General features: G+C 61.4%; 20 protein-coding genes. 14 read left to right on the forward strand and 6 right to left on the reverse strand.

The genetic code is table 11. The features are described from left to right. Nucleotides 1-286 precede the first annotated feature (286 nt). Nucleotides 287-598, forward strand: coding sequence for a hypothetical protein (locus tag ALTER154_RS04445; protein WP_090249018.1), 312 nt, complete (start codon nucleotides 287-289; stop codon nucleotides 596-598). A 17-nt stretch (nucleotides 599-615) separates the two neighbouring features. On the opposite strand, the gene ALTER154_RS04450 is transcribed toward ALTER154_RS04445, so the two are convergent. Further along, a complete protein-coding gene (locus ALTER154_RS04450; RefSeq protein ID WP_160085418.1) occupies nucleotides 616-1608 on the reverse strand; it encodes an NAD(P)-dependent oxidoreductase in 993 nt (330 codons plus the stop codon). Nucleotides 1609-1774: 166 nt separating this feature from the next. Between ALTER154_RS04450 and ALTER154_RS04455 the strand changes: the two genes are divergently transcribed. Both ALTER154_RS04455 and ALTER154_RS04460 read left to right on the forward strand, forming a co-directional pair. Beyond that, on the forward strand, nucleotides 1775-2830 hold the full coding sequence (locus tag ALTER154_RS04455) for a trans-acting enoyl reductase family protein (protein WP_160085419.1): 1056 nt from the start codon (nucleotides 1775-1777) through the stop codon (nucleotides 2828-2830). A 280-nt stretch (nucleotides 2831-3110) separates the two neighbouring features. Next, nucleotides 3111-5069, forward strand: coding sequence for a methyl-accepting chemotaxis protein (locus tag ALTER154_RS04460; protein ID WP_160085420.1), 1959 nt, complete (start codon nucleotides 3111-3113; stop codon nucleotides 5067-5069). A gap of 4 nt (nucleotides 5070-5073) precedes the next feature. Here the strand turns inward: ALTER154_RS04460 and ALTER154_RS04465 are convergent, their stop codons facing one another. Beyond that, nucleotides 5074-5979: a LysR family transcriptional regulator ArgP gene (locus ALTER154_RS04465; RefSeq protein ID WP_256665683.1), complete on the reverse strand. Its 906-nt coding sequence runs from the start codon at nucleotides 5977-5979 to the stop codon at nucleotides 5074-5076. Nucleotides 5980-6069: 90 nt separating this feature from the next. Between ALTER154_RS04465 and ALTER154_RS04470 the strand changes: the two genes are divergently transcribed. The 3 genes from ALTER154_RS04470 to ALTER154_RS04480 all read left to right on the forward strand — a co-directional run bounded on the left by ALTER154_RS04470 (nucleotide 6070) and on the right by ALTER154_RS04480 (nucleotide 7846). Further along, nucleotides 6070-6471, forward strand: coding sequence for an ACT domain-containing protein (locus ALTER154_RS04470; RefSeq protein ID WP_160085422.1), 402 nt, complete (start codon nucleotides 6070-6072; stop codon nucleotides 6469-6471). 5 nt (nucleotides 6472-6476) lie between these two features. Further along, nucleotides 6477-7088 carry a LysE/ArgO family amino acid transporter gene (locus tag ALTER154_RS04475; protein WP_160085423.1) on the forward strand — a complete coding sequence of 204 codons (612 nt, stop codon included), beginning with the start codon at nucleotides 6477-6479 and terminating at the stop codon, nucleotides 7086-7088. Nucleotides 7089-7264: 176 nt separating this feature from the next. After that, on the forward strand, nucleotides 7265-7846 hold the full coding sequence (locus ALTER154_RS04480) for a superoxide dismutase (RefSeq protein WP_090249029.1): 582 nt from the start codon (nucleotides 7265-7267) through the stop codon (nucleotides 7844-7846). 60 nt (nucleotides 7847-7906) lie between these two features. On the opposite strand, the gene ALTER154_RS04485 is transcribed toward ALTER154_RS04480, so the two are convergent. Continuing rightward, nucleotides 7907-8551 carry a hypothetical protein gene (locus tag ALTER154_RS04485; RefSeq protein ID WP_160085424.1) on the reverse strand — a complete coding sequence of 215 codons (645 nt, stop codon included), beginning with the start codon at nucleotides 8549-8551 and terminating at the stop codon, nucleotides 7907-7909. A 1-nt stretch (nucleotide 8552) separates the two neighbouring features. Then, entirely contained in the window at nucleotides 8553-9848 is a 1296-nt protein-coding gene (locus tag ALTER154_RS04490; protein WP_160085425.1) for an ammonium transporter, read from the reverse strand. A 256-nt stretch (nucleotides 9849-10104) separates the two neighbouring features. Here ALTER154_RS04490 and ALTER154_RS04495 point away from each other — a divergent pair, with 256 nt between their 5' ends. Beyond that, nucleotides 10105-12168, forward strand: a complete 2064-nt coding sequence (locus ALTER154_RS04495) for a bifunctional diguanylate cyclase/phosphodiesterase (RefSeq protein WP_090249034.1) — start codon at nucleotides 10105-10107, stop codon at nucleotides 12166-12168. 60 nt (nucleotides 12169-12228) lie between these two features. On the opposite strand, the gene ALTER154_RS04500 is transcribed toward ALTER154_RS04495, so the two are convergent. Together ALTER154_RS04500 and ALTER154_RS04505 are read right to left on the reverse strand one after the other, a co-directional pair. Next, a complete protein-coding gene (locus ALTER154_RS04500) occupies nucleotides 12229-13125 on the reverse strand; it encodes a GIDE domain-containing protein (protein ID WP_160085426.1) in 897 nt (298 codons plus the stop codon). 3 nt (nucleotides 13126-13128) lie between these two features. Next, a complete protein-coding gene (locus ALTER154_RS04505) occupies nucleotides 13129-13701 on the reverse strand; it encodes a LemA family protein (RefSeq protein ID WP_160085427.1) in 573 nt (190 codons plus the stop codon). Between the two features lie 200 nt (nucleotides 13702-13901). Between ALTER154_RS04505 and ALTER154_RS04510 the strand changes: the two genes are divergently transcribed. The 7 genes from ALTER154_RS04510 (at nucleotide 13902) to ALTER154_RS04540 (ending at nucleotide 25397) form a co-directional block, all read left to right on the forward strand. Next, a complete protein-coding gene (locus ALTER154_RS04510; protein ID WP_160085428.1) occupies nucleotides 13902-15236 on the forward strand; it encodes an imelysin family protein in 1335 nt (444 codons plus the stop codon). Between the two features lie 337 nt (nucleotides 15237-15573). Continuing rightward, nucleotides 15574-16989 (forward strand): di-heme oxidoredictase family protein, encoded by a 1416-nt coding sequence (locus tag ALTER154_RS04515; protein WP_160085429.1) that lies wholly within the window; start codon nucleotides 15574-15576, stop codon nucleotides 16987-16989. 10 nt (nucleotides 16990-16999) lie between these two features. After that, entirely contained in the window at nucleotides 17000-18061 is a 1062-nt protein-coding gene (locus tag ALTER154_RS04520; protein ID WP_160085430.1) for an imelysin family protein, read from the forward strand. A 9-nt stretch (nucleotides 18062-18070) separates the two neighbouring features. Continuing rightward, a complete protein-coding gene (locus ALTER154_RS04525; RefSeq protein WP_178126357.1) occupies nucleotides 18071-19180 on the forward strand; it encodes a DUF1513 domain-containing protein in 1110 nt (369 codons plus the stop codon). Between the two features lie 190 nt (nucleotides 19181-19370). Beyond that, nucleotides 19371-20996 carry a methyl-accepting chemotaxis protein gene (locus tag ALTER154_RS04530; RefSeq protein ID WP_160085432.1) on the forward strand — a complete coding sequence of 542 codons (1626 nt, stop codon included), beginning with the start codon at nucleotides 19371-19373 and terminating at the stop codon, nucleotides 20994-20996. Nucleotides 20997-21185: 189 nt separating this feature from the next. Beyond that, nucleotides 21186-22322, forward strand: coding sequence for an efflux RND transporter periplasmic adaptor subunit (locus tag ALTER154_RS04535; protein WP_160085433.1), 1137 nt, complete (start codon nucleotides 21186-21188; stop codon nucleotides 22320-22322). Between the two features lie 27 nt (nucleotides 22323-22349). Continuing rightward, nucleotides 22350-25397: a multidrug efflux RND transporter permease subunit gene (locus tag ALTER154_RS04540; protein ID WP_160085434.1), complete on the forward strand. Its 3048-nt coding sequence runs from the start codon at nucleotides 22350-22352 to the stop codon at nucleotides 25395-25397. The last annotated feature ends 16 nt before the right edge of the window (nucleotides 25398-25413 follow it).

Below are 25413 nucleotides of genomic sequence, written 5' to 3' on the forward strand. Positions count from 1 at the left end.
CGCGCAGTATACCGATTCGCGCGCAGGGCTTCAGTGTCGCGCCATGCCAGTGCAAGGTGCACCGACGAAGGGCACGGCTCAGGCCATCGACCCGCTGTAAGCCGCGCAGTTCCGCAGAATGTGAGCTGGTACGCGCTTTGCACTTGTCTATTTGCGACGTTTTCGTAGCACCAGGGAGCAAAGGTGTTGCAGGCGCGATCCGCACGCGGGAAACGCGGCGAGACCAGGCCGGTGGCATTCAGGATGGATGACACCCAGCCCACTTGTACTGACGGGGGAAAGGTCCATGGAGCTGAACAGAGAAGTACTGGATTGCATGATGAGCTTGCGCCGCAGGCTGCGCGAAGAATTGACGGTGGACATCCGCATGAGCCAGCCGGATGCAATCAACAGCATGCTCAGCGCCTGTCTCACCTCAAGCAGTGAGGAAACCCGGCAACTGGGGCAACTGCTAGCCCAATACAGCGACCGCCCCTTCGGCGAGCCTGCGAGCACACCACGCATGCAGGCCGGACACCCGCTGCTGGTGGAAGAAAACGCACACCGCCCGTCTAGCGCCTCGGTGCGCATGTATCGCGGTCAGCGCGTTTACGCCTGAGACCTGTTTACCGGCAGTCAACTCGGGTGATGCGCCTGCCACCAGGCGCAGAACTCATCCAGTGCGCTCCATAAACTGGCCTTGGGTTCATACTCCAGATACTGCTGCGCGCGGCTGATATCCAGGGAGAAATCCTTAGCCATCACCGCCACACCCAGGCGGAACAGGGTCGGCTCAGGTCGCCCCGGCAGCAGCTTGCACACACCTTCATTCAACGCCGCCGCGCCATATGCCAGGCTATAAGGCAGATGACGAGTGACCGGCGGCAGATCGAGTTTGCGCAGCACATAATTGACCACATCCCACAGCGGCACTGGCGCGCCATTGCTGATGTTGTAGACCTGCCCCAGCGCCGGGCCGGCCGCCAGCAGGCAGCTCATCAGCGCTTCGTTGAGGTTGTGCACGCTGGTGAAATCAACCTTGTTCAGGCCGTTGCCGATGATCGACAACCGCCCCTTGCGTTGCATATTGATCAAGCGCGGAAAGATACTGGTGTCACCCGCCCCAGTGACAAAACGCGGACGCAGCGCCAGTACCTCCAGGCCGAACTCCTGGGCGGCAAACACCTGCTGCTCAGCGAGAAACTTGGTTTTGCCGTAGTGATCGGAAAACCGCTTGGGCAGCTGTTCTTCACGCAGACCGACATGCGCCTGGCCATCGAAATACACCGACGGCGACGACAGGTGCACCAAGCGCCGCACCTTCTGTTTCAGGCAGGCGTCGACCACGTTTTCGGTGACCGTGACATTGGCCTGATAGAAATGCTCGTAACGCCCCCAGACGCCGACCGCGCCGGCGCAGTGCACCACCATTTCGACATCCCGGCACAGCTGCTGCACCAGTTCCGGGTCGGACAGATCGCCCTGGACAAACTCCGCGCCACGCGCACACAGATGCTCAACACCCTCGGCACGCCGACCGTTGACCCGCACACTCAGGCTCTGCTCCAAGGCAAAGCGGGCGAAACGCCCGCCGATAAAGCCACTGGCTCCGGTTACCAGAATCTTCATTGCCGCCCCCTTTGCCGTGATTGCAGGCCACTCTAGCAGCGCACGAAGGGTGCTGCCGTGGCATTGCAAGCCAGAACAACGACTGCACACACCCTGCGATAGGCACGCACACGCTGCGGTAACCGCTAAGCTGTGCCCCAACATCACAGCATTGGAGGACAACGGGATGGCCATGCACTGGATGATCTATGGCGCCAACGGCTACACCGGCCACTTGATCGCCGCCGAAGCCAAGCGCCAGGGACTCACGCCCATTCTGGCTGGACGCAACCCGGCCGCCGTACACGCACTGGGCAGCCTGCTGGGCCTGGAATGCCGGATATTCGATATCCACCAACTGGATCGCGCCAAGGAAGCTCTGGCGGATATTGCCGTAGTTGCACACTGCGCGGGGCCCTTCTCGGCCACCAGCACACCGATGCTCGATGCCTGCCTGGCCAGCGCCACCCACTATGTCGACATCACCGGCGAAATCAGCGTGTTTGAAGCCGCTCACCAGCGTGATCAGCAAGCCCGCGAGCTGGGTGTGGTGGTCTGCCCCGGCGTGGGCTTCGATGTGATCCCCAGCGATTGCCTCGCCGCTTGCCTGCACCAGGCCCTGCCCGATGCCACGCACCTGGCGCTGGGCTTCGACTCTGGCAGCGGGCTGTCGCCCGGTACGGCGAAAACCTCGGTGGAAGGTCTGAAGTTTGGCGGTAAGGTACGTCGCGCAGGCGTGATCACCGATGTGCCGCTGGGCTATAAACGCCGTGCCATCAACTTCGGCCGTGGTGAAAAACCGGCGGTGACGATTCCCTGGGGCGATGTCTCCACCGCCTACCACTCCACCGGCATCGACAATATCGAGGTGTACCTGCCGACACCGACAGCGGCCGCGATTGTCATGCGCCTGATCGACCCGCTGCGCGCCCTGTTGGGCCTGGATGCGGTGCAGAACTGGCTCAAGCGGCTGATCGAAAAACGCGTCAGCGGCCCCGATGAAAGCAGCCGCGCACGTCAGCGCACCTGGCTCTGGGGCGAGGCGCGCAATGCAGCCGGTGAGGTAAAAACCGCGCGCCTGGAAACCGCCAATGGCTACGACGTCACCGTGCACGGAGCCCTGCTGGCCGTGCGGCACTTACTCGATTACAGCGGTCCCGGCGGCTATTTCACCCCTACCAAGCTGCTTGGCGAGCGCTGCGTGGAACAGCTGCCGGGCTCGGGCAAGGTCAACATCAACTAGCGGACCGTTGCCAAACGAGCGTGCTTCAACATGGTTACCTTCCGCCCCATAAGCGCAAGGTAACGCACCATATTGCGCCAGGTTCAGCCTGACCAATCGTCACCTCGCCCTTCGCCTGTCAGGCGGCCAAGCGTTGCCACACACCCTCAGTAGATGGTTTTCGAGCCGCCCTTAGGCTTGCGATCGATTTTATTTACGCGACCGTCAAGCAATTCGCACGATCCTTGCAGAATAATCAACACGACCATCCGTTAACGCCGTCTGCCTGGAGCCTCTGGATATGCCGCTACGCCTAAAGCTTGCCCTGAGCTATTTATTTATTGGGCTTTTTCCCGTGCTGGCTATGGCCCTCACGGTGTATTGGCAAGCCAGCAAGGCGTTGCAGGAGCAAACACTTAACTCACTTGAGGCTGTAGCAAATATCAAACAAGCACAATTACTGGACAACCTGCAGGCGCGCCGCGACCAGCTCAGCACCCTGGCCAACAACCTGGGCACCAGTTACGGCGGGCTGACTGGAATGGCGCTGATCAGCGCCTCCAATTACGACCGGCCGATCTACGAGAACTTTATCCAGACTTACGGCTACCGCGAGCTGAAGTTGATCGCCAGCGACGGCACTGTGATCTTCAGCGTACTGCGCGGCGATGATTATCAGCAGAATCTCACTCAGGGCGCATGGCGTGAGCTGCCCATGGGCAAGTTGGCCAGTGCTGGACTGAACCGTCAGGCCAGCCTGATAAGCGACCTAACGATCAACCCGCAAACCGGTGAGCCAAGCCAGTTTCTGATCAACCCAGTGATCAGCGAAGGTGAGCTGATTGCGCTGTTGATGCTCGAACTGCCAATTGCACCGCTGAATAACGTCATGCAGACCCGCCAGGGCCTCGGCGACGCCGGCGAAACCTACCTGGTCGGCGCCGACGGTCTGCTGCGTTCGGACTCCGCGCGTTTCAGTGAGCATCAGGTGCAGCGCACCGAACAGCGCCCAAGCGCTCTGCAGGGCGACGCCATCACCCGTGCACTGAACGGCGAGCAAGGGCAACTGGCAGAAACGGGGCTGAGCGGTCAGCCTGCACTGAAGGCCTTTGTCCCCCTGGAGTTTGATGGCCAGCACTGGGCGCTGATCGCCGAAATGGACCAGGCCCAGGCATTTGCTCCGGTGCACGAATTGATGTGGCAAATCCTACTACTCGCCCTGCTGACCATCGCCGCCGTGCTGTTCGCTACCTGGCTGGTCAGTCGTAGTGTGATGCGCCCACTGGGCGGCGAGCCGGGCACCATGGCTCAGCTGGCACAACGTCTGGCCGCCGGCGAGCTGCGCATCAGTCAGCAGCCCGGCCAGGGCAATGGCCTGATGCACGCCCTGCACGATATGGCCAATGCATGGCGCGTGGTGATCGAACAACTGCGCCAGGCCAGCAATGCCGTGGGTCATGCCAGCGGCGATATTCTCAATGCCGCCGGGCAGACCAGCCAACGCCTTGACCAACAGCAGGAAGCTTTGGAGATGGTGGTCAGTGCGGTCGATCAGATGGCCGCCACCGTGCAGGAAATTGCCGCCAGCGCCAGCCAGAGTGCCGACAGCAGCCAAGCTGCACGCCACGCCTTCACCACGATGCAAGGCACCCTGCAGCGCATGATCGGCCGCCAGGACCAACTGCTTGGTGGTCTGCGCGAGGCCGATCAGGTCGTGCAGACCCTGGCCGGCAATAGCCAACAGATCGCCTCAGTACTGGAGGTGATTCGCGCCATCGCCGAGCAGACCAATCTATTGGCCCTCAATGCCGCCATTGAAGCGGCACGCGCCGGCGAGCAGGGCCGTGGCTTTGCCGTGGTTGCCGATGAGGTGCGCAGCCTGGCTATGCGCACCCGCACTGCCACCGAAGAGGTGGTGCAGATCATCGGCACCCTTGGCAACTCGTCTGCGCAAGCATTGGCCAGCATGCAAGGCTCTACCGCCCAAGCCCGCGCCTTGGAAGATGAGACCCAAGCCGTACTGGGCTCACTCGGCCATCTGGATCACTCGCTCCAGGCCGTACATGACCTGGCCTTCCAGATCGCCGCGGCTGCCGAACAGCAGGCGGCCACTACCCAGGAGGTCAACCAGCATATGCACCAGCTCAGCGCCATGACCGCAGACAACCGGGAAAACGCCGCCAATACCCGCCAGTGCGGTGAGCATCTGCAAAATGTCGCCGGCAACCAGCAGCATCTGTTGGCGCACTTTCAGCTCTGACCTTTTAGCCCGGAGCGGCCACCAGCCAGGTGGCCGCATGCTGCTGCAGATGGCGGGTCAGCTCGCCCAGTAACTCACCGCCATTGCGCCAATGGTGCCAGTACAGCGGCACATCGATTGGCCGATCACTGATCAACTCGACCAGCTCGCCACGGGCCATCTCACCCTGCACCTGCAGCTCCGGGATCAGCCCCCAGCCGAACCCGGCCTGAGCCAGACGGATAAAGCCCTCAGATGACGGGCACAGATGGTGGGCAAACCCACCCTCCACGCCGAGGCCGGACAGATAGCGGTGCTGCAGCAGATCATCCGGGCCGAATACGATGGCCGGCGCGTGGGCCAACGCCTGCGCGGTCACGCCTGTCGGGAAGTTCCGGGCAATAAATCCTGGGCTGGCCATAGCGCGGTATCGCATCGCCCCCAGCAACACGGCACGGGCACCGGCGACGGGACGCTCGCTGGCGCACACGCAGGCCGCCACGTCTCCGGCACGCATGCGCTTGAGGCCGACCTCCTGATCTTCCACCACCAGATCCAGCAGCAAGCGCTGTTCGGTGCAGAACGCGCCTACAGCGCCAGCCCACCAGGTGGCCAGGCTGTCAGCATTTAGGGCAATACGCAGGCGCTCCGGCAAACCGCCCTCATCCAGCCCCGGCACCTGCGCCTGAATATCACGTTCCAGCAAACGTACCTGTTGTACGTGGTTAAGCAGACGCCGACCAATTTCCGTGGGCGCTGGTGGCACCGCACGCACCAGCACCGGCTGACCAACGCGCGCCTCGAGCAGTTTGATCCGCTGCGACACCGCCGACTGCGACAAACCCAGTACCTGCGCCGCCCGCTCGAAGCCAGCCTGCTCGACAACAGCGGCCAAAGCGGCGAGTAGTTTGTAATCCAACAAAATAAGAATTCCTAATGACAGATCAGGATTATTGGTTTCTCTTATATACCCAGTCACAGCAGACTGGCCAGCATCCCCACCCTGAATAAGGCAATCCGCATGGCCGGCGAAACCTCACTGACAACGCTACTGCGCAGCATGAGCCCGCAGTTGAACGATGGCGCATACGTGTTCTGCTGTTTAAGCGATGCCGCGCAACTGAAGGGCTTGCAATCGCTGGGCAGCTTTCAAGAAGCAGAAGGTCTCACGGTGATCGTGCAGCGCCAGCAAGCCGAGCATCTGGGCTTGCCCTTCAGCTACGTGGCCGCCTGGCTGACACTGCATGTGCATTCGGCGCTGGAAGCCGTCGGTTTGACGGCTGCCGTTGCCAGCGCCCTGGCGCAAGCCGGGATCAGCTGCAACGTGATCGCCGGCTTCTACCACGATCACCTGTTCGTCGCCCATGCCGATGGGCCGCGCGCACTGGCGGTTCTGCAACAGCTCAGTGCACAGACGGAGTAACCGAGATGTGGCAAAGCTACAGCAACGGATTACTGATCGCCGCAGGGCTGATCATCGCCCTCGGTGCGCAGAATGCCTTCGTGTTAGCGCAAAGCCTGCGCCGCGAACATCACCTGCCGGTGGCGCTGCTCTGCGTGGTTTGCGATGCCCTACTGGTGGCCGCCGGAGTCTTCGGCCTGGCCGCTGTGCTGGCGCAAAGTCCGCTGCTGCTGGGCATCGCTCGCTGGGGCGGCGCGGCTTTTCTGCTCTGGTATGGCGCTCAGGCCCTGCTGCGCGCCAGCCGCCCGCAGGCCATGGGCTACAACGCCGACAGCGGCCCGCGCTCACGCAAGGCCGTACTGCTGGCGGCCCTGGCGGTGACTTTGCTCAACCCGCATGTGTACCTCGACACGGTCCTGCTGATCGGCTCACTCGGCGCCCAACAGCCGGTACCCGGCGCCTATGCCCTGGGCGCGGCCAGCGCTTCATTGCTCTGGTTCTTCTGCCTGGCTCTGGGCGCGGCCTGGCTCGCCCCCTGGCTGGCGCGCCCGAGCACCTGGCGTTTTATCGACCTGGGCGTGGCCTTGATGATGTTCAGCATTGCCTGGCAGCTAATGAGCAACCCCGGCATGCTCTAAAACGGCACTGATGCAACATGCCGAGGCGGTTTTCCACACAGTTGCCGCGTGTTTAAGGCGCAGTCCCGGTGCTATGATCAAGGGCTTGCGGCGCAAAGAGATAACTCACGCCGCTGAGATGGCCGCCCGTGATCGGCCTCGCGCACACCGCACCTGACCTGATTAGGAGATAGACAATGGCTTTCGAATTGCCGCCGCTGCCCTACGCACATGACGCCCTGCAGCCGCACATTTCCAAGGAAACCTTGGAATTCCACCACGACAAGCACCACAACACCTACGTCGTGAACCTGAACAACCTGGTCCCAGGCACCGAGTTTGAAGGCAAAACCCTGGAAGAAATCGTCAAGACTTCTTCGGGCGGCATCTTCAACAACGCCGCTCAGGTCTGGAACCACACCTTCTACTGGAACTGCCTGGCCCCTAACGCTGGCGGTCAACCGACTGGCGCACTGGCTGACGCGATCAATGCCGCGTTCGGTTCCTTCGACAAGTTCAAGGAAGAGTTCAGCAAAGTGTCCATCGGCACCTTCGGTTCCGGCTGGGGCTGGCTGGTGAAGAAGGCTGACGGCTCTCTGGCTCTGGCCAGCACCATCGGCGCCGGCTGCCCGCTGACCAGCGGTGACACCCCGCTGCTGACCTGCGACGTTTGGGAACACGCCTACTACATCGACTATCGCAACCTGCGTCCGAAGTATGTTGAAGCGTTCTGGAACCTGGTCAACTGGGACTTCGTGGCGAAAAACTACGCCGCGTAACCTGCGTTACCTACAAAAAACCCGGCCTTGCGCCGGGTTTTTTGCTGTCGGGGCCAAGGTTTACAGCAGTTTGCGCGGAGCAAATGCCAGGTGCAGCGCCTCCACTTGCTGCACAGCCATAGAAAGACGCTGATCGGCCACCACTGGCCCCAGGTATTCACACAGCCCGATATACAGCAGGTTGAGCAGTTGCCGCAGTTGCTCCAGCCCCAGGTTGGCCACTTCCAACTCGGCACCCTGCTCCAGCCAGGCCCGCACGCGCAAACGCTGCTCATTGCTGCCCCGCAGGTTGCTCAGATTACCTGCGGCGAAATGCTGTAGACGTGGCAGCAGTCCAGCGTCCAGTCCGTTGAATAGCACTCGGCTTAACGCCTCAAAGGTATACCGTGCATGCACATCTGCCGTATTGCTCGGCGGTGCGCTCAGGCCCATGCGTTGCCGCCAGCTGAGCAGCTGCGGCTCCGGGTCCGGCAACAACGCCGATAACGGCCCCGTGAGCGCCCCCACCAGCTCGCGGTAGAGCTTGGCACGCTCCAACTTGCGCTCGCAGGTCGCCGCCACCTCACCCAGAAACTCATTCAGTGCAAACGGCGGTTTGTCCGCGTATTTACTTTCCCACAGTGCCAGCACAGCCAGCAGTTCGTCTTCAGCAAAGTGGCCTGCCAGCCCTGTGTAGATCGCCCGTCGGCGAGTTGCCAGGCTCATGTCACACCCTCCTCGGCAGGTCGTTACTGTCGAAGGTCACAGCCAGGTTGAACTCGGGATAGCCCACTTCGGCATGCTCGGCATAATCCAAGCCACGCTGCTCATGCTGGGTCGAGGTACGCAGGCCGAGGGTTTTCGCCAGCAATAGATAGAGCATCAGCGCCAGCGGGAAGGCCCAGACAAACGCAACACCCGCGCCGAGCAGCTGCACACCAACCCGCGACCAGTTGAACAGGTCACCGCTGAAAAATAGTCCGGCCGCGACAGTGCCCCACACACCGGCAAAGCCATGCACCGGTACGGCACCGACCACGTCATCGAGCTGCCAGCGCTCCAGCAGACGCATGCCGAAGACCACCACACCACCGGCCACCAGTCCGGTCAGCAGGGCAAACAGCGGCGACATGGTTGCGCAACCGGCGGTGATGCCGACCAGGCCGCCGAGTGAGCCATTCACCGTAGTGGTCAGCAGCACCGGGCTGGAGGTGCTGCGCTGCGCCAGAAAGGCCCCCAACGCCCCGGCTGATGCCGCCAGATGAGTATTTAAGGCAATCAGGCCGAGGCTGACATTCATCTCCAGACTGCTGCCGGCGTTAAAGCCAAACCAGCCGACCCAGAGGATAAAACCGCCCAGCGCGACCAGGCTGAGGTTATGCCCAGGAATGCTGCGCGGTGTGCCGTCCGCAGCAAAACGCCCCAGACGCGGCCCAAGCACCAGAATACCGGCCAACGCACACCAGGCGCCGATGCTGTGTACCACGGTCGAACCGGCGAAATCGATAAACCCCAGCGCCGCCAACCAGCCCTGGCCGCCATAGATGCCGCTCCATACCCAGCTGCCGAATACCGGGTAGATAAACCCACTGATCACCACCGCACCAATCAGGTAGGCCGAATAGCGCGTACGCTCAGCCATCGCGCCGCTGGCGATGGTCGCCGCCGTGGCCGCAAACATCATCTGAAACAGCAGAAAGGTGAAATCCCACGGCTCGCCATCGTGCGGTGCAAAATGACTCATGCCGAACCAGCCAGTGATGTTGCTGCCGAACATCAAGCCAAAACCGAACAGCCAGAAGGTGATGCCCCCCACGCACCCATCCATGTAATTTTTCATCATCACATTGACGGCGTTCTTGGCCCTCGACATACCGCTTTCCAGCAAGGCAAAGCCGGCCTGCATGAAAAACACCAACACGCTGGCCAACACCAGCCAGGCGGTGTTGAGTGCCTCATCGCTGGCCGCTTGAGCCAGTGGCGAAACCGCAAATACCGCTATCCCTATCAGTCGACTTTTCATTGCAGCGTCCCCCATGAAGGTGAATACACGGGGCTTCGCAACTCTCATGCCAAGCAAGAAACCGCCAAACGGCGCTCAAGCCTCGGGCAACTCGCACCGACACAGTGCAGCAGGCCAATACAGCGGTCAGCAGCCGCGCCATCGCCGCGCAGATAATTTGTTCGACAAACTTTAGTAATGGCCCTTTGACTGCAAGCGCGACTTTGCCAATACTCACTAGCGTGTGACGCCGAAGGCCCGAACAAGGAACCGTCATTTGAAGCTGGAACTCAAAAACAGCTTGTCACTTAAGTTACTCCGCGTGGTGCTGCTCTCAGCGCTGATCGTTGGCGTGGTCTTGAGTCTTGCCCAGATTGTTTTCGACGTTTACAAAACACGTCAGGCAGTCGCCAATGACGCGCACCGTATTCTCGGCATGTTCCGTGACCCCTCCACGCAGGCGGTCTACAGCCTGGACCGGGAAATGGGCATGCAGGTGATTGAGGGCCTGTTCCAGCACGAATCCGTGCGAATGGCGGCTATCGGTCACCCCAACGAGCCGATGCTGGCGGAGAAAGCCCGAGAGCAGGTCGACATCCCCACACGCTGGCTCACCGACCCGATTCTCGGCAAAGAACAGAACTTCACCACCCAGCTGGTCGGCCGCGGCCCCTACAGCGAGTATTACGGCGACCTCAGCATCACCCTCGACACCGCGCCCTACGGCGAAAGCTTTGTTACCAACTCCGTCATCATCTTTATCTCAGGCGTGCTGCGTGCGCTGGCCATGGGCCTGGTGCTGTATTTGGTCTATCACTGGCTGCTGACCAAACCGCTGTCGAAGATCATCGAGCACCTGACCAATATCAACCCGGACCGCCCCAGCGAGCACAAGCTACCGATGCTCAAGGGCAACGAGAAGAATGAACTGGGGCTTTGGATTAACACCGCCAACCAGCTGCTGTCTTCCATCGAACGCAACACCAACCTGCGCCGTGAAGCAGAAAATAGCCTGCTGCGTATGGCCCAGTATGACTTCCTCACTGGTCTGCCCAACCGCCAGCAGCTGCAACAACAGCTTGACCAAATTCTGGGAGACGCCGGTCGCCTGCAGCGCCGCGTGGCCGTGCTGTGCGTAGGCCTAGATGACTTCAAAGGCATCAACGAACAGTTCAGCTACCAGACCGGCGATCAGCTGCTGCTGGCCCTGTCCGACCGCCTGCGCAGTCACAGTGGCCGCCTCGGCGCCCTGGCCCGTTTGGGAGGCGATCAGTTCGCGCTGGTACAGGCTGATATCGAGCAGCCTTACGAGGCGGCTGAGTTGGCGCAGAGCGTCCTCGACGACCTCGACAACCCCTTTATGCTCGATCAGCAGCAGGTTCGTCTGCGCGCCACCATAGGCATCACCCTGTTCCCGGAAGACGGCGATAGCACCGAGAAGCTGCTGCAGAAAGCCGAACAGACCATGACCCTGGCCAAGAGCCGGTCGCGCAACCGCTACCAGTTCTATATCGCCAGCGTCGACAGCGAAATGCGCCGCCGCCGCGAGCTAGAAAAAGACCTGCGTGACGCCCTGGCGCTTAACCAACTGCACCTGGTTTACCAACCGCAGGTCGACTACCGCGACCACAGCGTGGTCGGTGTCGAGGCGCTGCTGCGTTGGCAGCATCCGCAACATGGCTTCGTGCCGCCAGATCTGTTTATCCCGCTGGCCGAACAGAACGGCACCATCATCCCGATTGGCGAATGGATTCTCGACCAGACCTGCCGCCAGCTGCGCGAATGGCACGACCAAGGTTTCACCGAACTGCGCATGGCGGTCAACCTGTCCACCGTGCAGCTGCACCACGCCGAGCTGCCACGGGTGGTCAACAATCTGATGCAGGTCTACCGCCTGCCGCTGCGCAGCTTGGAGCTGGAAGTCACCGAAACCGGCCTGATGGAAGACATCAACACCGCCGCACAGCACCTGCTCAGCCTGCGTCGCTCCGGGGCACTGATCGCCATCGATGACTTTGGTACTGGTTACTCCTCACTGAGTTACCTGAAGAGCTTGCCGCTGGACAAGATCAAGATCGACAAGAGCTTCGTGCAGGACCTGCTGGAAGACGAAGACGATGCCACCATCGTGCGCGCCATCATCCAGCTGGGTAAGAGCCTCGGCATGCAGGTCATCGCCGAGGGCGTGGAAACCGTCGAGCAGGAGGCCTATATCATCGCCCAGGGCTGTAACGAGGGGCAGGGTTACCTCTACAGCAAGCCGCTGCCGGCACGCGAACTGACGACCTACTTGAAACAGGCCCGGCGACTTAACAGTGCCGCCAATCCCGCGACTCTCTGACGCCAGACGCCTACGAAAAGCCCGCCAACAGGCGGGCTTTTTTATACGCGGCGCTTTTACCTAGAAGCTGTTGATACCCAGCAACCAGGCCGCTGCCAGCGCGCCGGCCAGACACAGCACGACGCCACCAGCCGCCTGCCAGTAGAACTGACGCACCAGTTCATCCTCTCCAGCACAGGAGAGAATAAACGGCTGCGCCTCACGCGGTTTCGCCAGGTGATGCTGCACCGGCTTAGTACTTTGCCGACGATGCCTGTCTTCGGCCTCCAGGCTCGCAGCCAACTGCACGCGCTGCCACTCACGCTCATCCAGCTGGCCATTGCCGTCACTGTCAAAGCGCTGCAGCAGGCTTCCGAAGTCACCCTTCCACTCGCGAATTACTGCGCCTTGAGCGGCCGGCAGATCCAGGCCCTGACGGCCGCCACCGCTGCTGCGAAAATCACCAATGGCATACAGCGGCTGGCCGGCATGCAAACGCTCCTCGGTATAGCGATAGCGCTCATCATTGCTGAACAGCGCGCGCCAACCGGTTTTCGCCGCGCCCAGAGGATGACGCAAGCTGCCTTTCCACACTTCACGAGTAAGCGGCCGCACCTGTGCGCCGCGCGGATCGATCAGGCAACTGCCGGTGCTGTCGTCGAGTTTCAGTAACGCCTCGCTGCTGCCGCTTTCCAAGGTGCGCCAACTGCGCTTTTTGCCGTTTGAGGTGTATTCCTCGATTTTGTAACGCCACCACAAGCAGGGCGTATTGGTCAGCGGACCGAGCAGTGGAGGCTCGGTGCTGTCATGCAGTACGCCATAGAATTCGACATATCCCTGAGCCGCAGAACGAATCTTCGATGTCGGCGTATCGAGCAGATGCCGCGCCTGGGAGAAACGCCGCAAAAACCACCACGCCCCGCCCGCGCTGACCGCCACGCTGCAGGCCAGCCCAACAAGCTGTCCTTGAATATCCACGGTTTAGCCAAACAGCGACTTGAGGTCGACGTCGGCTTTTTCGCCCTCACTGAACTCCAGCAGCGCGGCCTCCTTGAAAACGAAAGCGCGAGCGACGATCACGTCGGGGAACTGCTCGATGCGCACGTTGTTCAGGTTAACCGCCTCGTTGTACAACTCGCGGCGGTCAGCAATACCGTTTTCCAGACCACTGATGCGCTGCTGCAGATGCTGGAAGCTCTCATTGGCTTTCAGCTCCGGGTAGTTCTCCGCCAAGGCGAACAGCTGACCGAGACCAGCACGCAGGCCCGTCTCGGCCTTGCCCAGGGCATTCATATCGCCCTTGGCCTGGGCGCTGGAAACCGCCTGGCGTGCGGCAATCACCGCTTCCAGCGTGCCGCGTTCGTGCTGCATGTACTGCTTGCAGGTTTCCACCAGCTTGGGCAATTCCTCGTGGCGCTGCTTGAGCATCACATCAATATTCGACCAAGCCTTGCTGACGCCATGCTTCAAACGCACCAGCGCGTTGTAGAGCATCACGGCATACGCCGCGAGCAGGGCCAACAGCACAATGACGACAACACTGGTAAGGCTCATGCGGGACTCCTGAATGGTTCTTGAAGGCAGCTGTGCTGGCATTTTAGCCCTATCGAATTGCCCGTTCGCAGACTTTGCACACAGCTCGCGGTGAAAAAGCTGCATTGACCCTTTGCGCAAAATGAAAATCTTTCGCATTATGTTTCGGTTTTTGTACCCGCTTACGTGGGTGCTTACTCTCACCAGCAAAGGATTCCGCCATGCTCCGTATGCCACTGGCCTCTGCCAGCCTGCTCGCCATCGCCATCTCACTCGCCGGTTGCGGTGAAGACAAAGCGCCAGCCACCCAAGCTGCCGCACCTGCTGCCAGCAGCGCCAGCGCCCCGGCAGCCGCCACCAGCCAAGTCGATGAAGCCGCCAGCAAAGCGGTGGTCAGCCACTACGCCGACCTGGCCCTGGCCGTATTCAGCGACGCCGCCAGCACCGGCAAAACCCTGCAAGGCGCCATCGATGCTCTGCTCGCCAACCCGAATGACGACACTCTGAAAGCTGCCCGCGAAGCCTGGCTGGCAGCCCGTGTGCCTTACATGCAGACTGAAGTGTTCCGCTTCGGCAACGCCGTGGTCGACGATTGGGAAGGCCAGCTGAACGCCTGGCCGCTGGACGAAGGCCTGATCGACTACGTCGCCAAGGACTACCAGCACGCCCTGGGCAACCCAGGCGCCAGCGCCAACATCATCGCCAACACCGAACTGCAGGTCGGTGAAGACAAGCTCGATGTCACCACCATCACCCCGGAACTGTTGGCCAGCCTGAATGAGCTGGGCGGCTCAGAAGCCAACGTCGCCACCGGCTACCACGCCATCGAATTCCTGCTCTGGGGCCAAGACCTGAACGGCAGCGGCCCAGGTGCCGGCGAGCGCCCAGCCAGCGATTTCGTCGTCGGTGAAGGCGCCACTGGCGGCAACAACGAGCGTCGCCGCGCCTTTATCAAAGCCGCCGCCGACCTGCTGGTCAGCGACCTCGACGCCATGGTTGTGCAGTGGCAAGCCGGCAAAACCGACAACTACCGCGCCACGCTGGAAGCCGACACGGCTGAAAACGGCCTGCGCAAGATGCTGTTCGGCATGGGCAGCCTGTCCCTCGGCGAGCTGGCAGGCGAGCGCATGAAGGTCGCACTGGAAGCCAACTCCACCGAAGACGAGCACGACTGCTTCAGCGACAACACCCACAACTCGCACTTCTACAACGGCAAAGGTATTCGCAACGTTTACCTGGGCGAATACAAGAAGGTCGATGGCACCACCCTGACCGGCCCAAGCCTGTCGTCGCTGGTAGCCAAGGTTGACGCCGCCGCCGACAGCACTCTGAAAGCCGACCTCGAAGCCACCGAAGGCAAGCTGCAGGCTCTGGTCGACAGCGCGGGCAACGGCAAGCACTTCGATCAGCTGATCGCTGCCGACAACGCCGAAGGCCAGCAGATCGTTCGTGATGCAATCGCCGCGCTGGTCAAACAGACCGGCGCAATCGAGCAGGCCGCTGGCAAGCTGGGTATCAGTGATCTCAATCCGGATACCGCTGACCACAGCTTCTAAGCACCTATTTACGATCTGCTGCGCGTCGGCCCTGCGGCGTTAAAAACAGGCTCGGAATGCTCATGTACAACAGTACGCTCCGCTTCCTCGCCTGTTTTTGCCTTGCAGGTCTCTAGCTCGCGAGATCGTGAACAGGCTCTAAGAAGCACATGGACTAGCTAAAACTCGCGAAGTCCGAAAATTTGTAGTGCATAAAAAGCCGCGACTCCTAAACCGGAGCCGCGGCTTTTTAATGCCTGCGACCTTTGACCGCCACCGATAATGCAAATCCGTCTTATTTAAAACTGATCAGACTGTTAAGATCAGCCGCCTGTTTTTCTGCTGCGGATGTCCTTTCATGTTTGCGCCGCATCGCGTTGCGCTGCTGTTGGCCTTGGGCCTGAGCCTGGCCGCCTGCGATAAAACCCCACAGTTCACCCAAGCCGAGCCTGGCGAAGCCCTGTCTGCGGGCAGCACTACCGTGCGCAAGGCCGATCAGAACGCCTTCTCCCTGCCTTCAGCCAACCTGTCGCCGTCACGTCGCCTGGATTTCAGCGTCGGCAACAGTTTCTTCCGCAATCCCTGGGTCACCGCACCGGCCACTACTACCGCGCGCGATGGTCTCGGCCCGCTGTTCAATACCAACGCCTGCCAGAACTGCCATATCAAGGATGGTCGCGGCCATCCGCCAGCGCCTGATGCGATCAGCTCAGTGTCAATGTTGGTACGCCTGTCGATTCCTGCCGGCAGCGAACATGCCGAGATTATCCAGCGCCTCGGCGTGCTCGCCGAACCCACCTACGGCGGCCAACTGCAGGACATGGCTAATCCAGGTGTCGCACCAGAAGGCAAGGTACGCGTCAGTTACAGCACGCAGCTGGTCAGCTTTGCCGACGGCCTCCAGGTCGAGCTGCGCAAGCCCAATCTGGAAATCAGCCAGCTCGGTTACGGCGCCCTGCATCCCGACACGCTATTTTCCGCACGCATCGCCCCGCCGATGATCGGTCTGGGTCTGCTGGAGGCCATTCCCGAAGCAGCCATTCTGGCCAATGCCGACCCCGAAGACAGCAATGGCGATGGCATTTCCGGGCGCGCCAACCAGGTCTGGGACCGTGAGCAACAACGCACGGTGCTCGGCCGCTTTGGCTGGAAGGCCGGCCAGCCCACGCTCAATCAGCAGAATGCTGAAGCCTTTGCCAATGACATGGGCCTTACCAGCACGCTGGTGGCCCATGACAACTGCACAATGGCGCAGACCGACTGCCGCAGCGCGCCCCATGGCGGCGAGCCAGAGGTCAGCGATAACATCCTTGCCAGCGTGCTGTTCTACACCCGTAACCTCGGCGTGCCGGCACGCCGCGGCGCCGATACGCCGCAGGTGCTGGCCGGCAAAAACCTGTTTTACCAGGCCGGTTGCCAGGGCTGTCACACCCCGCAATTCACCACCGCTGCCGATGCTGCCGAGCCTGAGTTGGCCAATCAGCTGATTCGCCCCTACAGCGACCTGCTGCTGCATGACATGGGCGAAGGCTTGGCAGACAACCGCCCGGAGTTTCTCGCCAGCGGCCGCGAATGGCGCACCCCGCCACTCTGGGGCATCGGCCTGACCGAAACTGTCAACGGCCACACCCAGTTCCTGCATGACGGCCGCGCCCGCAACCTGCTTGAGGCCATTCTCTGGCACGGCGGCGAGGCCGAGGCAGCCAAGCAGCAGGTCATGACTTTTAATGCCGAAGAGCGCACCGCGCTGTTGGCTTTTCTGAATTCGTTGTAAGGAGCCGCAGATGATCCGCTCACCCCTCACGCTCGCCCTGCTCAGTATCACGCTCACCGCCTGCAGCCCCAGCGACCCGCAGCAACAGGTCAGCCGCGCACTCACCGATGGCGTATTGCTACCGATCTACAGCGCCTGGAGCGAAGCTGACCGCCAGTTGGCCGCCAGCGGCCAAGCCTTCTGCGCTGGCCAACAGAATCTCGCCGAGGCCCGCCAGGCCTTTGCCAGCGCGCAAAGTGCCTGGGCAGCCGTGCAACCGGTGGCCTTCGGCCCGCTGGCAGAAGGCAACCGCGCCTGGCAGGTGCAGTTCTGGCCGGACAAGAAGAACCTGGTAGCGCGCCAGGTTGAAGCGTTGGTCAACAGCAAACCCGAGCTGACCCCAGCCGATCTGGATAAATCCAGCGTCGTGGTGCAAGGCCTTACCGCCTATGAATACCTGCTGTTCGACCCGGCCATTGATCTGAACGTCGCCGAGCAGAAAGCCCGCTACTGCCCGCTGATCGTTGCCATCGGTCAGCACCAGCAAGTCCTCGCCGCCGATGTGCTAAGCCAGTGGCAAGCTAAGGACGGAATGGCCGCGCTGCTCAAGGATTTCCCCAACGCGCGCTACGCCGAAGCCCCGGAAGCGGTGGCCGAACTGCTGCGCACCCAGGTCAGCGCCATCGACGGACTTAAGAAGAAGCTCGGCACGCCACTCGGCCGCCAGAGCAAAGGCCAACCGCAGCCCTATCAGGCTGAAGCCTGGCGCAGTAACGCCAGTTTGACCAACCTCGCTGCCAGCCTGGCCAGCGCCGAACGCATCTGGCTGGGCGCCGAACAGGATGGCATCCAGGCGCTGCTCGGCAGTGATCACGACGCACTGAAACAACGCATCAACGCCGCCTACAGCGACACCCGCCAGCGCCTGGCTGCCGCCCAGCGTCCGCTCGGTGAGCTGCTTAGCGACGAAGCCGGCCGCGCCGAGGTCAACGCCCTGTATGACAGCCTGAATGTGCTGCATCGTCTACATGAATCCGAGCTGGCCAAGACCCTGGGCATCCAGCTGGGCTTTAACGCTCACGACGGTGACTGAGTCATGCAGATCAATCGCCGTGCCTTTCTAGGGCTGAGCATCGCTGCTGTTGCCGCTACGGCAGCGGCCGCCGGTACTTACGGTGGCTGGACGCTGATGCACAGCGGCGCGCAGCCGCTATTGCTGTCGGCACGTAACGACAGCGCCGGTAAGCACTTCGCGGTCGGCTACCGACTGGATGGCAGCCAGGTATTTGCCACTCAGGTGAACGAGCGCTGCCACGATGTCATCGGCCACCCGTTTCTGCCGATGGCGCTGTTTGTCGGTCGCCGTCCAAGCACGCAAAGCTACCTGATCGACACCCGTGACGGTCGTCTGCTGCAAACCGTTCACTCACCCGAACAGCGCCATTTCTATGGTCACGCGGTGTTCCACAAGGATGGCGAATGGCTGTACGCCACCGAGAACGACACCTCCGATCCCGGTCGCGGTGTACTGGGCGTTTACCGCTTGCAAGGCGAGCAATTGCAACGTGTAAGCGAACTGTCGACTCATGGCATCGGTCCGCACCAGCTGCTCTGGATGCCCGACGGTGAAACCCTGGCGGTGGCCAACGGCGGTATCCGCACCGAGGCTGACAGCCGGGTGGAAATGAACCTCAACGCCATGGAGTCCAGCCTGGTGCTGCTGCGCCGCGACGGCAGCCTGGTCAGCAAGGAGCAACTGCCGGAACGGATGAACAGCGTGCGTCATATGGCCGTGGCCAACGACGGCACACTGGTCACCGGCCAGCAATACATGGGCGAACTCAGCGATGCGGTGCCGCTGTTGGCGATCAAACGCCCTGACCAGCCCTTCCAGCATTTCCCCGTGGCCGACGCACAACGTCAGCTGATGAGCCAGTACACCGCCAGCGTGGCGATTCACAGCGAGCTACGCCTGCTGGCATTGACCGCCCCGCGCGGCAACCGGGTATTTATCTGGGACCTTGACAGCGCCGCGCTGCGCCTGGACGCGCCGCTGGCTGATTGCGCCGGTGTTGGCGCCGTGGCGAATGGCTTTGTGGTCAGCAGCGGCGTCGGGCGCTGTCGCCTGTACGACTGCCGCAATCCCCAAATCAGCAGCACCCCACTGCACCTGCCGGCCGGCCTGTGGGACAACCACTTGCGCCTGGTTTAACACCGTACAGCTAAACCTGTAATACGCCTGCGGCACGCTAAAGAACGCTGCCGCAGAGCCGATCTATACTCCTGACTAGCTGCTGCTTCCGGCAATCCGGCCCAGCTGGTACCAGTCGATAGGGATCTTCGCAGTTTGGACGCGCTCAGCGTCACTGGCATCCCGCCTTCCACACTCAGGGGTATCACCCATGTTTCTGCAAAAATCCTTGCGCGCGCAGATTCTCGCCTTACTTGGCGGCAGTCTGGCGCTGATTCTGGTCACGGCACTGGCCTGCTTCAGCTTTCTGTCCAATGGCATGCAGGCCTACCGCAGCCTACTTGAGGGCCCACTTGAAGCGTCGTCCCTGATCGACTCGACCAACCTGAACTTCAAGACCCAGGTACAGGAATGGAAAAACGTTCTGCTGCGCGGCAGCGACAAGGCGCAACTGGACAAATACTGGGGCCAGTTTGAAGCGCAGGAGCGCAAGGTTCAGGACTTACTGGGCCAATTGAGTGAATTGGCCAACAACGATCGCGCGCTGAAGAGCAAGGTTGACGCTCTGCGCAGCGAGCACCAGACGCTCGGCGCCAACTACCGCAAAGGGCGTGATGCCTTTGTCGCGGCCGGCGGCGACGCTGCGGTGGGTGACAAGGCGGTGTCAGGCATTGACCGCAATACCGCCCAACAGATGGAAGCCCTGTCCAGCGAGCTGCATAAGCAGAGCCTGGAGCAAGCCGGCCTGATCAATGCCTCGGCCGAGCGCACCATCACCTTTGGCACACTGCTGATGCTGGGGGCCACTGTGGTGATCGCGCTGTTCAGCCTGTGGCTGGTCAACCGCAACCTGATCAACCCGATCCGCGAGCTGATCGAGCACATTGCCCAACTCAGCCACGGTAACTTTGGCCAGCATGTCGACGCGACCCGTCAGGATGAGCTGGGCAAGCTGGCCATTGCTGCGAACATTCTGCGCGACTTCCTCTCGGACACCTTCACCCGCCTGAAGCGCAGCACGGCTGACCTAGACATTGCCAGCGGCGAACTCAACTCCATCGCCACGCTGATGGCCCAGGGCACGCGTGAACAGTTTTCGCGCACCGACCAGGTCGCCACCGCCATGCATGAAATGTCCGCCACGGCCCAGGAAGTCGCGCGTCATGCCGCCGAAGCCGCCGGCGCCGCCGATGCCGCTGACAGCGCCGCACGCCAGGGCGAAACAGTGATGCAGGCCACCATCAAGACCATCACCGACATTCGCGGTGAGATCAGCAACACTTCGGAGGTGATTCGTCGCCTGGAAGCCGACAGCGGGCGCATCGGCAAAGTGCTGGAAGTGATTCGCGGCATCGCCGAGCAGACCAACCTGCTCGCGCTTAACGCCGCCATCGAAGCGGCGCGTGCCGGCGAACAGGGCCGCGGCTTTGCCGTGGTGGCGGATGAAGTACGCACCCTGGCCCAGCGCACCGCCGAGTCGACCGCAGAAATCCACCAGATCATCGACACTGTGCAGACTGGGGCGGTGAATGCCGTGCGCGCCATTGAAAGTGGTCAGAACCGCAGCGAGGAAGGTGTAACCCAGGTGACCCAGGCCGGCGCCACGCTGCAGTTGATCACCAGTGCGGTGGAAGCCATTCGCGACATGAACAGGCAAATCGCCACTGCCGCCGAAGAACAGACCTCGGTAGCCGAAGACATTTCACGCAACCTGACCGAGATCACCGCAATTGCCACTGCCAACCAGGAAAACGTGCAACGCACCGAAAGCGCCGGGCAAAACCTGCACGTCCTCTCCGGGCAACTGAATGAAGTCACCCAACGCTTGAGTGCCTGACACCCGACCTGCGTACAACAAAATGTCAGCCGATGCTGGCATTTTGCTTAATATCGCCTTGAACCTTGAGGCAACTTTTGCACAACAATGTTTTGCAAATGCGAATCTTTGACAGGCCCCTGCGCGAGGTCTAATGTGCCCGTCTTGCCTATTCCCAGGCCTCTATCCGCCTCGCCAAGGATCCGGAATATGTTGCTCCGCCGTATGCTCTTTATGCTCGGCGCAGTACTCGTCGTGGTACTCGCCCTCGCCGCCTACAAAGGCTTCTCCATCTACCAACAAGTGCAGATGTTCTCCGCACCGCAGCCGGCCATCAGCGTCGACGCCGCGACAGCAGAAGAACGTCCATGGCAGGGTCGTCTGCCCGCTATCGGCACGCTCAAGGCTTTTCAGGGCGTTGACCTGACTGTGGAAGTCGGTGGCACGGTGCAGCAAGTGCTGTTCCGCTCCGGTGAGCAGGTCAGCCTGCAACAACCCCTGATCCAGATGGACAGCGATGTCGAGCAGGCCAGCCTGGCCACCGCTCAGGCCGAACTGGGTCTGGCCCGCGTGGAATATGAGCGCGGCCGCAGCCTGGTCAGCCGTCAGAGCATCTCGAAAAGCGAGTTCGACCGCCTCTCCGCCAGCCTGCAGAAAGCCAACGCCAGCGTGGCCCAGCTGCAGGCACAACTGGCGAAAAAACGCATCCTTGCGCCGTTCGCCGGGACCATCGGTATTCGCCAGGTGGATGTCGGCGACTACCTCGCCTCGGGCACGACCATCGCTACCCTGCAAGACCTGAGCAAGTTGTACGTCGACTTCTTCCTGCCCGAGCAGGCGGTGCCCAAGCTGGCAATCGGTGAGCGCGTGCGTTTCAGCGTAGCGGCGTACCCGGACGAAGTATTCGAAGGCGAGATTGCCGCAATCAACCCCAAAGTCGAAGACACCACCCGTAACGTGCAGGTGCGCGCCATGCTGGCCAACCCGGAGAGCAAGCTGCTGCCCGGCATGTTTGCCAACCTGGAAGTGCTGCTACCCGGCGAACAGGCACAGATCGTCATTCCGGAAACGGCCATCACCTACACCCTCTACGGCAACTCGGTGTACGTGATCGGCGAGAAGAAAGGGGAAGACGGCCAGGTGGTCAAAGACGACAAAGGCCAGGCCGAACTGGAGGTCGAACGCCGCTTCGTCGAAACCGGCGAGCGCCGCGAAGGCCAGGTGGTGATTCTCAAAGGCCTGCAGGCCGGTGAGCAGGTGGTGTCTGCCGGTCAGCTGAAGCTGGATAACGGCGCCCACGTCAGCATCGCCAATGCCCTTGTCGAGGCCAAGCCGAGCGCCGAGTAATCGAGCACGGCACACAGGAACTTATTTATGGCTTTTACTGATCCCTTTATCCGTCGCCCGGTATTGGCGACCGTGGTCAGTCTGTTGATCATCCTGCTTGGCTTCCAGGCATTCAGCAAACTGACCATCCGCCAGTACCCGCAGATGGAAAACGCCCTGATCACGGTGACCACGGCTTACCCCGGGGCCAATGCCGAGACCATCCAGGGCTATATCACCCAGCCGCTGCAGCAGAGCCTGGCGAGCGCCGACGGCATCGACTACATGACTTCGGTTAGCCGGCAGAACGTGTCGATCATCTCGATCTATGCGCGCATCGGTGCCAACAGCGACCGTTTGTTCACCGAACTGCTGGCAAAAGCCAACGAGGTGAAGAACCAACTGCCGCAGGACGCCGAAGACCCGGTGCTGAGCAAGGAAGCCGCGGACTCCACGGCGCTGATGTACATCAGCTTCTACAGCCAGGAACTGAGCAACCCGCAGATCACCGATTACCTGTCGCGAGTCATCCAGCCCAAGCTGGCCACCCTGCCTGGCATGGCCGAAGCTGAGATTCTCGGCAACCAGGTGTTTGCCATGCGCCTGTGGCTCGACCCGGTGAAAATGGCCGCCTACGGCGTGACCGCAGGCGACGTGAATGACGCGGTGCGCAAATACAACTTCCTCGCCGCAGCCGGTGAAGTGAAGGGCGAGTACGTGGTCACCAGCATCAACGCCGAAACCGACCTGAAATCGGCCGAGGCCTTTGCCGCCATCCCGCTGAAAACTGTTGGGGACAGCCGCGTGCTGATCCGCGATGTGGCGCGGGTGGAAATGGGCGCGGAAAGCTACGACGCGATCAGTTCCTTCGACGGTACGCCATCGGTGTACATCGCCATCAAGGGCACGCCGGGGGCCAACCCGCTGGACGTGATTAAGGAAGTGCGCAAGGTCATGCCGGACCTCGAAGCGCAGCTGCCGCCCAACCTGAAAGTCTCCATCGCCTATGACGCCACGCTGTTTATCCAGGCCTCCATCGACGAAGTGGTGAAGACCCTTGGCGAAGCGGTGCTGATCGTCATCGTGGTGGTGTTCCTGTTCCTCGGTGCGTTCCGCTCGGTACTGATCCCGGTGATCACCATCCCGCTGTCGATGATCGGCGTGATGTTCTTCATGCAGCTGATGGGCTACTCGATCAACTTGCTGACCCTGCTGGCCATGGTGCTGGCCATCGGCCTGGTGGTGGACGACGCCATCGTCGTGGTGGAGAACATTCACCGACATATCGAAGAAGGCAAAACGCCGTTCGATGCGGCCATTGAAGGCGCCCGCGAGATCGCCGTGCCGGTGGTGTCGATGACCATCACCCTGGCGGCGGTATACGCGCCTATCGGCTTCCTCGAGGGCCTCACGGGCGCGCTATTTAAAGAGTTTGCCCTGACCCTGGCCGGCGCGGTGATCATCTCCGGCATCGTGGCCCTGACCCTGTCACCGATGATGTGCGCCAAGCTGCTGCGCCATGAGGAGAATCCGTCGGGCCTGGCGCACAAGCTCGACCAGATTTTCGACGCACTCAAGAAACGCTACCAGCGGGCGTTGCATGGCACCCTGGATACCCGTCCGGTGGTGCTGGTATTCGCGGTAATCGTCATGTGCCTGATTCCGGTACTGCTCAAGTTCACCAAGAGCGAGCTGGCCCCGGAAGAAGATCAGGGCATCATTTTCATGATTGCCAACGCACCGCAACCGACCAACCTGGAGTACCTGAACAAGTACACCGACGAGTTCGTGAGCATCTTCAAGGAGTTCCCGGAGTACTACTCCTCGTTCCAGATCAACGGCTTCAACGGTGTGCAGTCGGGTATTGGCGGCTTCCTGATGACGCCGTGGAACGAGCGCGAACGCACTCAGATGGAGATTCTCCCGGAGGTGCAAGGTCGCCTGTCGCAGATCGCCGGCCTGCAGATCTTCGGTTTCAACTTGCCGTCCTTGCCGGGTACGGGTGAGGGCCTACCGTTCCAGTTCGTGATCAACACACCCAACGACTACCAGTCGCTGCTGCAAGTGACCGAACGGGTCAAGCAACGCGCCGTGGAGTCCGGCAAGTTCGCCTTCCTCGACGTCGACTTGGCCTTCGACAAGCCGGAAGTGGTGGTGGAAATCGACCGCGAAAAAGCTGCGCAGATGGGCGTGTCCATGGAAGACCTCGGCCTGACCCTGGCCAGCCTGCTCGGTGAAGGCGAGATCAATCGGTTCACCATCGACGGCCGCAGCTACAAGGTTATTGCTCAGGTCGAACGCGCCTACCGCGACAACCCGGAGTGGCTCGGCAGCTACTACGTGAAGAGCGAAAGCGGCGCAATGTTGGCCCTGTCGACACTGGTCAAGGTCAGCGACCGTGCGCGGCCGACCCAGCTCAACCAGTTCCAGCAGCTCAACTCGGCGATCATCCAGGGCGTACCCATCGTCAGCATGGGTGAAGCCGTCGAGACGGTAACGCAGATCATGCTGGAGGAAGCCCCAGCCGGTTATGCCTACGACTTCGCCGGTGCGTCGCGCCAGCTGGTGCAGGAAGGCAACGCGCTGTACATCACCTTCGGCCTAGCCCTGGCGCTGATCTTCCTGGTGCTGGCGGCACAATTCGAGAGTTTCCGCGACCCGCTGGTGATCATGGTCACGGTGCCGTTGTCGATCTGTGGCGCGCTGATTCCGCTGTTCCTGGGCCTGTCGAGCATGAACATCTACACCCAGGTGGGCCTGGTCACGCTGATCGGTCTGATCACCAAGCACGGCATCCTGATTGTCGAGTTCGCCAACCAGCTACGCCGTGAGAAGGGCTTGTCGCGACGTGAGGCGGTCGAAGAGGCCGCAGCGATTCGCCTGCGTCCGGTGCTGATGACAACGGCCGCGATGGTCTTCGGCATGGTGCCACTGATCCTGGCAACCGGTGCTGGTGCAGTCAGCCGCTTCGACATCGGCCTGGTGATCGCCACCGGCATGTCGATTGGCACGTTGTTCACCCTGTTTGTGCTGCCCTGCGTGTACAGCCTGCTGGCGCAGCCCGATGCGCCACCGACAACGGCCAAGGCCCACTAACAAAAAAGCCCTGCAG

It is taken from the genome of Pseudomonas sp. 9AZ (assembly GCF_902506525.1).
Lineage (GTDB): Bacteria > Pseudomonadota > Gammaproteobacteria > Pseudomonadales > Pseudomonadaceae > Aquipseudomonas > Aquipseudomonas peli.

What these genes read in the sequence shown, in the direction of transcription:
- ALTER154_RS04445 (WP_090249018.1), top strand. Translation starts at nt 287, where the DNA reads ATGGAGCTGAACAGAGAAGTACTGGATTGCATGATGAGCTTGCGCCGC.
- ALTER154_RS04450 (WP_160085418.1), bottom strand. Translation starts at nt 1,608, where the DNA reads ATGAAGATTCTGGTAACCGGAGCCAGTGGCTTTATCGGCGGGCGTTTC.
- ALTER154_RS04455 (WP_160085419.1), top strand. Translation starts at nt 1,775, where the DNA reads ATGGCCATGCACTGGATGATCTATGGCGCCAACGGCTACACCGGCCAC.
- ALTER154_RS04460 (WP_160085420.1), top strand. Translation starts at nt 3,111, where the DNA reads ATGCCGCTACGCCTAAAGCTTGCCCTGAGCTATTTATTTATTGGGCTT.
- ALTER154_RS04470 (WP_160085422.1), top strand. Translation starts at nt 6,070, where the DNA reads ATGGCCGGCGAAACCTCACTGACAACGCTACTGCGCAGCATGAGCCCG.
- ALTER154_RS04475 (WP_160085423.1), top strand. Translation starts at nt 6,477, where the DNA reads ATGTGGCAAAGCTACAGCAACGGATTACTGATCGCCGCAGGGCTGATC.
- ALTER154_RS04480 (WP_090249029.1), top strand. Translation starts at nt 7,265, where the DNA reads ATGGCTTTCGAATTGCCGCCGCTGCCCTACGCACATGACGCCCTGCAG.
- ALTER154_RS04485 (WP_160085424.1), bottom strand. Translation starts at nt 8,551, where the DNA reads ATGAGCCTGGCAACTCGCCGACGGGCGATCTACACAGGGCTGGCAGGC.
- ALTER154_RS04490 (WP_160085425.1), bottom strand. Translation starts at nt 9,848, where the DNA reads ATGAAAAGTCGACTGATAGGGATAGCGGTATTTGCGGTTTCGCCACTG.
- ALTER154_RS04505 (WP_160085427.1), bottom strand. Translation starts at nt 13,701, where the DNA reads ATGAGCCTTACCAGTGTTGTCGTCATTGTGCTGTTGGCCCTGCTCGCG.
- ALTER154_RS04510 (WP_160085428.1), top strand. Translation starts at nt 13,902, where the DNA reads ATGCTCCGTATGCCACTGGCCTCTGCCAGCCTGCTCGCCATCGCCATC.
- ALTER154_RS04515 (WP_160085429.1), top strand. Translation starts at nt 15,574, where the DNA reads ATGTTTGCGCCGCATCGCGTTGCGCTGCTGTTGGCCTTGGGCCTGAGC.
- ALTER154_RS04520 (WP_160085430.1), top strand. Translation starts at nt 17,000, where the DNA reads ATGATCCGCTCACCCCTCACGCTCGCCCTGCTCAGTATCACGCTCACC.
- ALTER154_RS04530 (WP_160085432.1), top strand. Translation starts at nt 19,371, where the DNA reads ATGTTTCTGCAAAAATCCTTGCGCGCGCAGATTCTCGCCTTACTTGGC.
- ALTER154_RS04535 (WP_160085433.1), top strand. Translation starts at nt 21,186, where the DNA reads ATGTTGCTCCGCCGTATGCTCTTTATGCTCGGCGCAGTACTCGTCGTG.
- ALTER154_RS04540 (WP_160085434.1), top strand. Translation starts at nt 22,350, where the DNA reads ATGGCTTTTACTGATCCCTTTATCCGTCGCCCGGTATTGGCGACCGTG.